The 11,793-nt window shown below is 66.0% G+C and carries 12 protein-coding genes and 4 tRNA genes; 14 read left to right on the top strand and 2 right to left on the bottom strand.

The features are described from left to right. Positions 1 to 184 precede the first annotated feature (184 nt). The 8 genes from rpsF to radA all read left to right on the top strand — a co-directional run bounded on the left by rpsF (position 185) and on the right by radA (position 6,622). Positions 185 to 646, top strand: a complete 462-nt coding sequence (gene rpsF / locus KU884_RS12885; RefSeq protein ID WP_167783001.1) for a 30S ribosomal protein S6 — start codon at positions 185 to 187, stop codon at positions 644 to 646. 26 nt (positions 647 to 672) lie between these two features. After that, positions 673 to 1,029 (top strand): single-stranded DNA-binding protein, encoded by a 357-nt coding sequence (locus KU884_RS12880; protein ID WP_167783000.1) that lies wholly within the window; start codon positions 673 to 675, stop codon positions 1,027 to 1,029. Beyond that, positions 1,029 to 1,253 carry a 30S ribosomal protein S18 gene (gene rpsR, locus KU884_RS12875; RefSeq protein ID WP_167782999.1) on the top strand — a complete coding sequence of 75 codons (225 nt, stop codon included), beginning with the start codon at positions 1,029 to 1,031 and terminating at the stop codon, positions 1,251 to 1,253. The genes KU884_RS12880 and rpsR overlap by 1 nt, the downstream gene beginning before the upstream one ends. Positions 1,254 to 1,284: 31 nt before the next feature. Continuing rightward, positions 1,285 to 2,142, top strand: coding sequence for a hypothetical protein (locus KU884_RS12870; RefSeq protein ID WP_167782998.1), 858 nt, complete (start codon positions 1,285 to 1,287; stop codon positions 2,140 to 2,142). 48 nt (positions 2,143 to 2,190) lie between these two features. Further along, positions 2,191 to 2,637, top strand: coding sequence for a 50S ribosomal protein L9 (gene rplI, locus KU884_RS12865; RefSeq protein WP_167782997.1), 447 nt, complete (start codon positions 2,191 to 2,193; stop codon positions 2,635 to 2,637). Positions 2,638 to 2,788: 151 nt separating this feature from the next. Next, complete coding sequence (dnaB, locus tag KU884_RS12860) at positions 2,789 to 4,177, top strand: replicative DNA helicase (RefSeq protein ID WP_167782996.1); 1,389 nt, start codon at positions 2,789 to 2,791, stop codon at positions 4,175 to 4,177. Next, positions 4,174 to 5,286: an alanine racemase gene (gene alr, locus KU884_RS12855; RefSeq protein ID WP_167782995.1), complete on the top strand. Its 1,113-nt coding sequence runs from the start codon at positions 4,174 to 4,176 to the stop codon at positions 5,284 to 5,286. Before dnaB ends, alr begins: the two co-directional genes overlap by 4 nt. Next, positions 5,261 to 6,622: a DNA repair protein RadA gene (radA, locus tag KU884_RS12850; protein WP_167782994.1), complete on the top strand. Its 1,362-nt coding sequence runs from the start codon at positions 5,261 to 5,263 to the stop codon at positions 6,620 to 6,622. The genes alr and radA overlap by 26 nt, the downstream gene beginning before the upstream one ends. Positions 6,623 to 6,631: 9 nt before the next feature. Here radA and KU884_RS12845 read toward each other — a convergent pair whose 3' ends face one another. Further along, positions 6,632 to 7,006, bottom strand: coding sequence for a PilZ domain-containing protein (locus KU884_RS12845; RefSeq protein WP_167782993.1), 375 nt, complete (start codon positions 7,004 to 7,006; stop codon positions 6,632 to 6,634). A gap of 76 nt (positions 7,007 to 7,082) precedes the next feature. Continuing rightward, positions 7,083 to 7,943, bottom strand: coding sequence for a bifunctional methylenetetrahydrofolate dehydrogenase/methenyltetrahydrofolate cyclohydrolase FolD (gene folD, locus KU884_RS12840; protein ID WP_167782992.1), 861 nt, complete (start codon positions 7,941 to 7,943; stop codon positions 7,083 to 7,085). Positions 7,944 to 8,136: 193 nt separating this feature from the next. Between folD and KU884_RS12835 the strand changes: the two genes are divergently transcribed. From KU884_RS12835 to dinG, 6 genes are all read left to right on the top strand, one after another. Beyond that, positions 8,137 to 8,213, top strand: a tRNA-Pro gene (locus KU884_RS12835). A gap of 37 nt (positions 8,214 to 8,250) precedes the next feature. After that, a tRNA-Arg gene (locus KU884_RS12830) sits at positions 8,251 to 8,327 on the top strand. 35 nt (positions 8,328 to 8,362) lie between these two features. Further along, positions 8,363 to 8,438: transfer RNA gene (locus KU884_RS12825), tRNA-His, on the top strand. Positions 8,439 to 8,492: 54 nt separating this feature from the next. Then, positions 8,493 to 8,568: transfer RNA gene (locus KU884_RS12820), tRNA-Lys, on the top strand. A gap of 165 nt (positions 8,569 to 8,733) precedes the next feature. Then, positions 8,734 to 9,609 carry a DUF1295 domain-containing protein gene (locus KU884_RS12815; protein WP_167782991.1) on the top strand — a complete coding sequence of 292 codons (876 nt, stop codon included), beginning with the start codon at positions 8,734 to 8,736 and terminating at the stop codon, positions 9,607 to 9,609. Then, positions 9,606 to 11,759 (top strand): ATP-dependent DNA helicase DinG, encoded by a 2,154-nt coding sequence (dinG, locus tag KU884_RS12810; RefSeq protein ID WP_167782990.1) that lies wholly within the window; start codon positions 9,606 to 9,608, stop codon positions 11,757 to 11,759. Before KU884_RS12815 ends, dinG begins: the two co-directional genes overlap by 4 nt. Positions 11,760 to 11,793: the final 34 nt, after the last annotated feature.

Raw genomic sequence — 11,793 nt, 5'->3', positions numbered from 1 at the left:
ACGCTCATGGCGTTTCCATTGAAGTGTCTGACGCGCTATACTCCCGCGCTTGCCCGATGGCGGAAACCGTCGGGCAAACAAGGCACTGAATGAGACAGGGCCAGCAAGGCCCGGTATCCCTGCCTTTCCCCTCTGGGTAAGGCTTCTCCGGGATTGTTACCCGAGTAACCATAGGGAGTTACAAATGCGACATTACGAAGTGGTCTTCATGGTCCACCCGGACCAGAGCGACCAGGTTCCCGCCATGACGGAGCGCTATCGCGCCATCGTCGAAGGCAGCAACGGCAAGGTGCACCGCCTCGAAGACTGGGGCCGCCGCCAGCTTGCCTATCCCATCCGCAAGCTCATCAAGGCCCACTATGTGCTCATGAACATCGAGTGCACCAAGGACGCCCTTGATGAACTGACGTCCGCCTTCCGTTTCAATGATGCGGTCATCCGGCACTTCGAACTCGCCCGCGAGGAAGCGGTCACCGAGGCGACGCCGATGATGAAGGAAAAGGACGAGAACAAGGAGCGTGGCCGCCGTGAAGATCGGCCGCGGTCTGAAGGCGCCGGGTCCGACGACGCCGCTGAATCCGCCGATGGTGACGACGCCGAACAGGCCGAGGACACCCAAGAAGCGGACAGCGACGCCGAAGCCTGAGCAGCGGAGGGAGTCGATACACGCACATGACGGCGGACGCCCCTGCACCCTGGCCGGACAACCGGCTCGCGATTACAGGTGTGGTGGTGGACACCCCGGAGACCCGCACCTCGCCCGGCGGCGTGACGGTGAGCCAGTTCACGCTAGAGCACGGCTCGGAACAGCCGGACGGCGAGGCGACGCGCAAGACCCGTTTCCGGGTGCGCGTTCATGTCCGCGGCAAGGCCCTCCAGGCCTCCGCCGTCGGGCTTCAGCCAGGAGATCCCGTGCGCGTGTTCGGCCATCTCGGGCACACGGGCTATCGTCCAGAACAGCAGCGGCTGGTGATCATCGCAAGACGCATCCAGCCGGAACCGCATCAGGAAACGCAAGGAGTTGAGTAATGGCACGTTTTTTCCGTCGCCGTAAGTACTGCCGCTTTACCGCCGAGGGCGTGAAGGAGATCGATTACAAGGATCTCGCCACCCTCCGCAACTACGTCACTGAAACAGGCAAGATCGTGCCCAGCCGTATCACCGGTACCAATGCCCGGTATCAGCGGCAGCTGGCCCGCGCCATCAAGCGCGCGCGCTACCTGGCACTGCTGCCCTACACGGACCGGCACTGATCTACCGCGCAGGCCGGACCGGAGGCCGGACGTGAAGCCGATCGTGGCGTTCATTATGCAGGGCCGGTGGCAACCGGTGCTGTTCATTGTTGCCACCACGCTTCTGCCACTGCTGGCATGGTTGGGTGGTGCGGCTCTGGCGCTGGTGACGCTGCGTCGCGGACCGATGCACGGGGCCTTGACCCTGGGCGCAGCGGCCATCGCGCTGGGCGGGCTGTTCGGCGCCATGGGGGCAAATCCCCTGGTGTCCGTGCTCGGGTTGCTGGAGTACTGGGTGCCCGTGTTTCTGCTGGCCCTGGTGCTGCGCGCAACCGTTTCCCTGCCGCTGACCGTCATGGCGGGGGCCGGCATGGCGGCGGTGGCCCTGCTGGTGTGGCACGCGGCCGTGGCCGATCCGGTCGCCTTCTGGCAAGGGTCGCTGGAAGGGCTGCTACAAGGCGACCAGGGTGGCGAGTTCATGGAAGCGGTGCTGCCGGTACTGTCCGGTTTCTGGCTGCTCGGGTTGTGGTCGTTGGCCATGCTGAGCCTGCTGGTGGGGCGGTGGTGGCAGGCGTTGCTGTACAATCCGGGCGGATTCCAGCAGGAATTCCATGGTTTGCGGCTGGACTGGCGGCTGGCCATGGGGGCGCTGCTGGTCATGCTGGCGGCCACCTTCACCGGGCCCGGTTTGGTTTACGACCTGTCGCTGCTGGTGTCGGGGTTGTTTACGTTACAGGCGCTGGCCGTGGCCCATGCCCTTCGGCTGGCCAACGGCTGGCACTGGGCGATGATGGTGCCGGTGTACGGTTTTTTGCCGTTCCTGGTCAAACTGTATGCCTTGCTGGGTATCGCTGATACCTGGTTCGACCTGCGCGGCAGGCTTGCTGCGGGGCGCGGGAACGGCGGGTGAATCGGCATTGCGTCGATTCGGTATTCGCAGATAATCGGGGTTGGAACGATGGAAGTCATTCTGCTGGAACGAGTGGATAACCTGGGTGGCCTGGGCGATCAGGTCAGGGTCCGGCCGGGCTACGGTCGCAACTACCTGGTACCCCAGGGCAAGGCCAAGCCGGCAACGCCGGAGAACATCAAGTATTTCGAAGAGCGGCGTGCCGAGCTGGAGAAGGCGGCTGCCGATGCGCAGGCCGCCGCCGAAGCCCGGCGCGACCGTGTGGCCGAACTCACGCTCACCATTGCCGCCAAGGCGGGTGACGAAGGCAAGCTGTTCGGCTCCGTGGGCCCGGGCGATATCGCCGAGGCCGCGACCGAGGCGGGTGTCGAGGTCGCCAAGCACGAGGTGCGGATGCCGGAAGGCCCCATCCGGGTCACCGGGGAGTACGACGTGCATGTGCATCTGTACACTGACGTGCACACCCACGTCCGCGTGGTGGTCGAAGGCACCTGACCCCCGGCGGTGACGGCAACCGCTCGCCCCGGGCTGTCGCCGTCACGGGCTGCCGCGTCGTCATTACGCTGTCGGAGCGATGCCGCCGCGGGGGCCACGGTGGCGTGCCGGGCAGGTGCGCCGCAGGTCCGCCTCTTGGTTGCGGGGAGCCATGGCAGAATCGAATCCGGCCGAGCAGCTCGATGTCAGCGCCCTGAAGGTGCCGCCGCACTCCGTTGAAGCGGAGCAGGCGGTGCTGGGCGGGCTGATGGTGGATAACGACGCCTGGGAGCAGGTGGCCGATCGCGTCGGCGAAGAGGATTTCTATCGCCACAACCATCGCCTGATTTTCCGCGCTCTGGGCGAGCTGGCGAATCATCAGCAGCCCATGGACGTGGTGACCCTTGCCGAGGCGCTGCGCAACAGTGGCGAGCTGGAGGACGCCGGGGGGATGGGGTATCTGGGCACCCTGGCCACGGAGACCCCGAGCGCGGCGAACATCGCCGCTTATGCCGACATCGTCCGCGAGCGCTCCATCCTGCGGCAGATGATCCGCGTGGGCACGGACGTGGTGAGTTCGGCGTTCCAGCCGGAGGGGCGCGACAGCAAGGATCTGCTGGAGGAGGCCGAACAACAGATCTTCCGGATTGCCGAAACCAGCGGACGCTTTCAGAAAGGCTTCACCGGCGTGCGGGATATTCTGCCCACGGTGGTGGAGCGCATTGATACCCTCTATCACCAGGACGGCAGCGTCACCGGCCTTGCCACCGGTTTTACCGATTTCGATCACATGACATCCGGCCTGCAGGCCGGTGACCTGGTGATCATTGCCGCCCGGCCCTCCATGGGCAAAACGACATTTGCCATGAACATCGCCGAGCAGGCAGCCCTCAAGGGGGATGAGCCGGTGGCGGTTTTCAGTATGGAGATGCCCGGCGACGCGCTGGCCATGCGTATGCTCTCGTCCCTGGGCCGGGTGGAACTGCAGAAGATCCGCACCGGGAATCTGGACGACGACGACTGGCCGCGGCTGATGTCCACCATGAGCCTGCTCTCCGAGGCCAAGCTGTTCATTGACGACTCCCCGGGGCTTTCACCCCAGGAAATGCGCGCCCGGGCCCGTCGACTCAAGCGTGAGCAGGGGTTGTCCATGATCGTGGTGGACTACCTGCAGCTGATGCAGCTGCCCGGCTTCTCCGAGAACCGCACCACGGAGATTTCGCAGATCTCCCGCGGTCTCAAGGCCATGGCGAAGGAACTGGAAGTGCCGGTGCTGGCACTTTCCCAGCTCAATCGCAGCCTCGAGCAGCGGCCGAACAAGCGCCCGGTGATGTCGGATCTGCGTGAATCCGGTGCCATCGAGCAGGACGCCGATGTCATTACCTTCATCTACCGTGATGAAGTCTATAACGAGGACAGCCCCGACAAGGGCACCGCCGAGATCATTATCGGCAAGCAGCGTAACGGGCCCATCGGCACCTGCAGGCTGACATTCCTGGGTCAGTACACCCGGTTCGAGAACTATATCCACGACGTCTACGGCGGTGGGGGCTGGCAGTGAGCCGTGAAACTCGGGCCGTAGTCAGCGTCTCGGCGCTGCGCCACAACCTGGCCGTGGCGCGGCAGGCCGCCGGCGGTGCCCGGGTCATGGCAGTGGTCAAGGGGAACGGATACGGCCACGGCCTGCTGCGCGTCGCCTACGCCCTGCGCGGCGCCGACGCCTTCGCTGTCACCTGCCTCGAGGAGGCGATTCCGCTCCGCGAAGCAGGCCTGGCGCACCCCATCGTGCTGCTGGAAGGACCATACGAGCCCAGCGAGGTGCAGCTGGCAAGCCGCTACCGGCTGGATGTGGTGGTGCACTCGGAGTGGCAGATCAGCGTGCTCGAGAACGTGCGTCTGCCGCGGCCCGTGAACGTCTGGCTGAAGGTGGATTCGGGAATGCACCGACTCGGGCTGCCCGCGGAGGACGTGCGCTCGGCTTATCAACGGCTGGTGGCGGCGAATTCGGTGGCACCGCATGTGCGCATGATGACCCATCTGGCCGAGGCCGACGATCTCGGTTCCGGCGTGACCGAGGAGCAGATTGCCTGCTTCGACGCGGTCACCGACGGCCTGCGCGGTGAACGTTCCATTGCCAACTCCGCCGGGTTGCTGGGCTGGCCGGCCACCCGGGCCGGCTGGGTACGCCCCGGCATCATGCTGTACGGGGCCACGCCCTTCGATCATGCCGATCCGCCGCATGCGCCCCTGCGTCCGGCCATGACCCTGTCCACACGCATCAACGCCATTTACACCCACCGTGCCGGTGACGCCATCGGCTATGGCGGTACCTGGGTCTGTCCGGAGGACATGCCGGTGGCCGTGGCAGCCATTGGCTACGGCGACGGCTATCCGCGCCATGCCCCCAGTGGCACGCCGGTGCTGGTCAACGGCAGTCGTGCGCAGCTGATCGGGCGGGTGTCCATGGACATGATCACTATTGATCTGCGCCATGTGCCGGCACCGGTAGAGATCGGCGACCCGGTGACCCTCTGGGGCGAGGGGCTGCCGGCCGAGGAAGTCGCGGGTCACGCAGGCACCATTGCCTATGAGCTTTTCTGCACCGTGACCCAGCGCGTGCGTTTCCAGGAAGAGCGTGATGCCCATGGCACGTACCCGGACCCTGTATAGCTGCACTGCCTGTGGCGCGCGGAGTCCGAAGTGGGCGGGCCAGTGCCCCGAGTGTGGTGCCTGGAACACCCTCGAGGAGACCGTGGAGGCACCCGCTGGACCGAAGGCGGGTGCGGCCCAGTATGCCGGCGACGCCGGGGTGATGACCCTGGGCGAAGTGGCCCTGGAGGAGAGTGCCCGCTTTACCAGCGGCCTGCGTGAACTGGACCGGGTTCTCGGGGGCGGGCTGGTCCACGGCGGCTGCGTGCTCCTGGGCGGTGATCCCGGCATCGGCAAGTCCACGCTGCTGTTGCAGACCAGCGCCTTCCTCGCCACCAGGGAGCGGGTGCTGTATGTCACCGGTGAGGAATCCCTGCGCCAGGTCGCACTTCGTGGTGAGCGCCTTGGCGTGGCGGCGGATGCCCTGGAGGTCCTGGCGGAGACCTGCGTCGAGGCCATCATCGAGCACGCGCGTCAGCGCAAGCCCCGGGTGCTGGTGGTGGACTCGGTGCAGACGGTGTTCACAGAAGCGCTGCAGTCGGCACCCGGGTCGGTGGCCCAGGTGCGCGAGAGTGCGGCGCGTCTGATCCGCTTCGCCAAGCAGACGGAGACCAGCCTGTTCCTGGTGGGGCACGTGACCAAGGACGGTCAGCTGGCAGGGCCCCGAGTGCTGGAGCACATGGTGGATACGGTGCTCTACTTCGAGAGCGAGGGCGGCAGCCGTTTCCGGTTGCTGCGGGCGGTGAAGAACCGCTTCGGGGCTGCCAACGAACTGGGCGTGTTCGCCATGGACGACGCCGGGTTGAAGCAGGTCAAGAACCCGTCCGCCATCTTCCTGTCGCGTCATCCCGAGCCGGTCAGCGGCAGTGCCGTGATGGTCACCCGCGACGGCAGTCGCCCGTTGCTCGTGGAAGTGCAGGCGCTGGTGGCGGAGAGTCCGGCGCCCAGTCCACGGCGGGTTGCGGTGGGTCTCGATGGCAATCGCCTGGCCATGCTGCTGGCGGTGCTGCTCCGCCACGGCGGCGTGATGACCGCGGATCAGGACGTGTTCATGAACGTTGTGGGGGGCGTGCGGGTTGCGGAGACGGCCAGCGACCTGCCGGTGCTGCTGGCGGCGCTGTCCAGTCTCCGGGATCGTCCGCTGTCCATGGATTGCGTGATATTCGGTGAAGTCGGGCTTGCCGGTGAGATCCGCCCGGTTCCCAACGGCGAGGAGCGCCTGGCGGAAGCGGCGAAGCACGGCTTCAAGCGCGCAATCATCCCGGCGAAGAACGCCCCGCGGCAGGCGCCGAAAGGTATCGAGGTGGTGGCGGTGCAACGCCTGCAGGAGGCGATGGACGCGGCATTTTCGATCTGAGTCAGCCGCTCAGAGATCCTCGGCCATGTCGCCGAGTTCCCGTCGCAGCGCTTCCGAGTCGCCTAGATTGAGCTCCACCAGCCGCCGCAGGTGCCCCATGCTGTCCATGTCGATGTGCGAGCAGTGGAACCCCGCCCGTGCCCCCTCCTGGTGCGCGAAATCCAGGGACATGACGATGCGGATGTCGTCATTGAGTGGAATGGTCAGCTCGAACGCCCCTGATACTGACAGAGAATCCGCGCCGGGAAGCTCCAGAAGCACGCCCTTGAGAGAGACGTCCACCACCTGAACATCCAGGCGGATGGCGTCCGGGGTCTGCAGTTGCGCAGGGCCGTCAAACTCGATTCGGCTGAAATGCCGCCGTTCGCCGATTGCGGGTGTCATGCGAAGCCTCGCTCGCCAGCCTTTCCACAACCTTAGCACTCCACTGTCCGCAGGGCGATCAACCCGGCTGGCGAAATCAGTAGACGGGGTCGCGGGCGTCAGCGGCGTCCAGGGTGTTGGCAAGCAGGGTCGCCACGGTCATCGGGCCGACGCCGCCCGGTACCGGCGTGATCCAGCCGGCGCGCTGGCGGGCGCCGTCGAAGTCCACATCACCGGCGAGTTTGCCCGACTCAAGCCGGTTGATGCCGACGTCCACCACCACGGCGCCTTCCTTGATCCAGTCACCCTGAACAAAGCCGGGTCGCCCGACGGCGGCAACCAGCACGTCCGCACCGCGGACTTTTGCTTCCAGGTCGCGGGTGCGGCTATGGCAGATGGTGACGGTGCAGCGGGCATTCAGCAGTTCCATGGCCATGGGGCGGCCGACAATGTTGGACTGACCGATGATCACGGCATCCTTGCCGGCGAGAACGATGCCGGCGTCCTCCAGCAGCGTCATGACGCCGCGGGGTGTGCAGGAGCGTGGCCCCGGCAGCTTCAGGGCCAGGCGGCCCATGTTCACGGGGTGGAAGCCGTCGACATCCTTGGCCGGGTCGATGCGGTCGATCACCTGTTGCGCGTCCATATGCGGAGGCAGCGGCAGCTGCACCAGGATGCCGTCGATATTCGCCGCGGCGTTGAGCTCATCGACGAGCGCCAGCAGCGTCTCCTGTTCGATATCGGCGGGGAGGTCGTGGGCGTGGGAAACGATGCCCACCTCTTCGCACTGGCTCCTTTTCTTGCGCACGTAGACCTGTGAGGCCGGGTTCTCACCGACCAGCACCACGGCCAGCTCCGGCGGACGGCCACCGGCACCGGTGCGTCGCGCAACGCCCGCCCCCACTGTTTGCTGCAGTCGCAATGCGGCCGCCTTGCCGTCGAGGATTTCTGCGGTCATGGGGACTCCCGTGGAGATGTTGTTGGCCCGGCCAGAGGTCTGCGCGAACGGAGTTCGGCGTTCCCTGAGGCGCTGAATTCTCGCACGCGCGATTCACCGGTCACAAGCGCAACAATTGACGCCACGGGTAGCGCTGCGTATCATTTCCGGCTCCGTGATCGGGTCGCCGTACGAGGCTCGCTGCAGCGACAGACGGGGTGTGGCGCAGCCTGGTAGCGCGCCTGCTTTGGGAGCAGGAAGTCGGGGGTTCGAATCCCTCCACCCCGACCAGCCCTCTGGCGGCAGGCCGCGGCAGGTGTGGTTAGAAGCGCCCGTAGCTCAACCGGATAGAGCATCGGCCTTCTAAGCCGAGGGTTGCAGGTTCAAGTCCTGCCGGGCGCGCCAGATTCGGCGGCCACGAAACGGAAAATGCGACAATGGTGGGCGTAGCTCAGTTGGTAGAGCCCTGGATTGTGATTCCAGTCGTCGTGGGTTCGAGTCCCATCGTCCACCCCATACAGCAGTACTGCCAGGCGATACCCCTGGGGACGCCGGCGGGAAGGCGGTTCCGGGCCGTTAGCTCAATTGGTAGAGCAGTTGACTCTTAATCAATTGGTTCTAGGTTCGAGTCCTAGACGGCCCACCAATCATCGGCAACTGACAGGGCCGGCTCCAATCCCGGCGTTGGTCGGGCAACGACCTGTCAGCCGTTAGGTATTGTAACGACAGCCCCGCAGCGGTTCGGCCGGCGGGGTTCTTTTGTGGCAGTGTCACGCATACCTCCTTCCGAACCATTGAACCGGAGCGTCCCGTGCGCAACAGCTCAGCCTTTCTTGTCAGTGTGGTTGCCACCCTGTTCGCGCTGGGGTTGGCCCTGTTGGTGGACGATGGCGCTACCCGAGTGGCCGGTCTTCCCCTGCTGCCAGCGCTGGCGCTATTCGGCTTCGCAGTGCAGTGGCTGGTGTTCGTGCCATCCTTCTTGCGCCAGACCGAGCATTATTACGATCTTGCCGGCGCGCTGACCTATGCCAGCGTCATCCTGCTGGCCGCCAGTCTCGCCAGTCCGGATGTGCGCGGGTGGGTAATCACGGCGCTGGTGCTGATCTGGTGCGGCCGTCTGGGCAGCTTTCTGTTCCTGCGCGTCAAGCGCATCGGCAAGGATGGCCGCTTTGACGACCTCAAGCCCTACTGGGGCCGCTTTTTGATGGCGTGGACGCTCCAGGGGCTCTGGGTCTTCGTGACGCTCCTGGCCGCACTGATCGCGGTGACCAGTCCTGCATCCGCCAGCTGGGATGTGTGGGCCACGCTGGGGCTGTTGATCTGGGCTGGTGGCTTTGCCATCGAGGCCATCGCCGATCACCAGAAGAATGTCTTCAAGGCTGAACCTGCCAACCACGGTCGTTTTATCCGACAGGGGCTGTGGGCGTGGTCGCGTCATCCGAATTATTTCGGCGAGATCATGCTGTGGACAGGCATCGCGGTCATGGCGACGCCGGCACTGACCGGGTGGCAATGGCTGGGCTGGGTCTCGCCACTGTTCGTCTGCTGGCTGCTGGTGAAGGTCAGCGGTATTCCCATGCTGGAGCAGCGAGCCGATGAGAAATGGGGTGGTCAGGCCGACTACGAGGCGTACAAGGCCTCCACGCCGGTCCTCGTGCCCCGGCCGCCGCGACGCGCCGCCCGATGACCGACTCCGGCCTCCCCGGGGCCGGCGAGGAGACCCGGCCGCTCACCGATGCGGAGCGCGACCTCATGCGCAGGATCCTGGAGGACGTGCGCACCGCAACCGAGGGTTTTCGCTCGCGCCGCGCGCAGCTCCAGATGATCGCCGATGTTGCCCGGATCCTGGTGGGGGAGGCCGCGCCGGAGCCCATCGGGGTCGTTGAGGCGCAGACGGGCACCGGCAAGTCCCTGGCCTATCTGATTCCTGCCATTGCGCTTGCGATTCACCGGGAGCGCAAGGTGGTGGTGTCCACGCGCACCGTGGCCCTGCAGCAACAGCTGGTCGACCGCGATCTCCCGGCGCTGGTGGAGGCCGCTGGCCTGGATATCACCTTCCGCATTGCCAAGGGCCGCGGCCGTTATGCCTGCCCGTATCGCATGGAGGAATATCTCGGGGGGCAGGCCCAGGGAGGGTTGTTCGATGACGATGCTGAGGCGGCGGACCAGGAAACGGAGTCCGCGGAGGCGGTGACTGCGGTGATCCAGTCCATGGACGACGCGCTGCAGGACGGGACCTGGAGTGGCGATCTCGATCACTGGCCGGAGCGTATCGACACCCCGGTGACCCGTCGCATCACCGTGGATCAGCACCGCTGCATGGGCAACAGGTGCCCGAAGTTCAACGCCTGTCCGTACTTCATCGAGCGCGGCCGCCTGCGCGAGGCGACAGTGATCATTGCCAACCACAGTCTCGTGCTCAGTGATGTCTCCATGGGCGGCGGTGCGCTGTTGCCGCCGCTGGAAGAGACGCTGCACATCGTTGACGAGGGGCACAACTTCGCGGACGTCGCCGCCGGCCACAATAGTTTCGCGCTGGAGGGCAAGGCGGCCCGGGAGCTACTGAGCAGCCTTGCCAGCGACGCCCGGGATGTCGCTGAATCCGCAATGCCGGCGAACCGGGTGGAGCGCACCGCGCGCAGGCTTGCCGAGACCGGGAGCGAGGCCCATCAAGCCTTGCGCGACTTCTCCCGGGCCATGGACCGCCACCTGCGGGACCACGGCGAGCGCCGCAGCGACAACACCCTGCACGTGCTGTGCGACGGAGAAGCGCTGCCGTCCGCCGTGACCGCCACCGCCGAGCAGTTGGCTTCCACGGCGAAGGCGCTGAACGGGGCCGTCGAGACCCTGCAGGCGGGGGCTCAGACGCGTATCAGCAGCGGTGATCTTCCGGCGGCACAGGGCAACAAGCTCCAGGAGCGCATCGCGGCGCTGCTGACACAGCTCGAGAACATTCAGGGTGTGGCTCGGGCGTTCGCGCAACCGGACCCCTCCGATGCACCGCCAGTGGCACGCTGGGCCACCCAGGGGAGCGACGGCGTCAACGTGCATGCCTGCCCCACCTCCGCGGCGGGCTGGCTGCACAGCCAGTTCTGGTCGCGGGTCGCCGGCGCCGTGGTGACCTCGGCCACACTCGCCGCCGGCAACGACTTCACCCGCACGCGCATGGAGCTCGGTCTGCCACGGCAGGCGTTCGAGCGCCTGCTTCCGTCACCCTTCGACTTTCAGCGCATCAGCCGTCTGAACATCGTCCGTCTCCCGGCAAGCGCCGGTGATCGTGACGCCCACACCGAGGCCGTGATCAAGGAGCTGCCACACCGGGTCGCCCTGGACGAAGGCACTCTGGTGCTGTTCACCGCCCGCCGGCAGATGGAGCGCACCGCGGACGCGCTGCGGCAGCACTGGGGGGATGCGCTGATCTGCCAGGGCGACGCCTCCCACCACGAAGTGATTCGTCGTCACCGGGCGCGCATCGAGGTCGGGCAAGGCTCGGTGCTGTTCGGACTGGCCTCGTTCGCCGAAGGCGTCGATCTCCCTGGAGCGCTTTGCCGGCACGTCGTCATTACCAAGCTGCCTTTCGCCGTGCCCGACGGCCCGGTGGACAAGACCTACGCGGCCTGGCTTGAGAAGCGCGGGCGCAACCCGTTCATGGAAGTCGCCGTGCCCACCGCCGCAATCAAGCTGAAGCAGCAGTGCGGGCGGCTCATTCGCAACGAAGAGGACTTCGGGACCGTGACCCTGATGGACGAACGCGTGCTGACCAAGCGCTACGGCCAGCTGCTACTGGCGGGATTGCCGTTCCCGCGGCATGTGGAAGAGGCCAAGTGCACCGCATGAAACCGGCTTGAGTCGATGGCGTAGCCGACGGACA

Origin of the sequence: Aquisalimonas sp. 2447, assembly GCF_012044895.1 — a bacterium.
In the GTDB taxonomy this organism is placed as follows: Bacteria; Pseudomonadota; Gammaproteobacteria; order Nitrococcales; family Aquisalimonadaceae; genus Aquisalimonas.
Note: the sequence above shows the minus strand (reverse complement) of the source record. Positions and strands in the feature narration are given on the sequence as shown.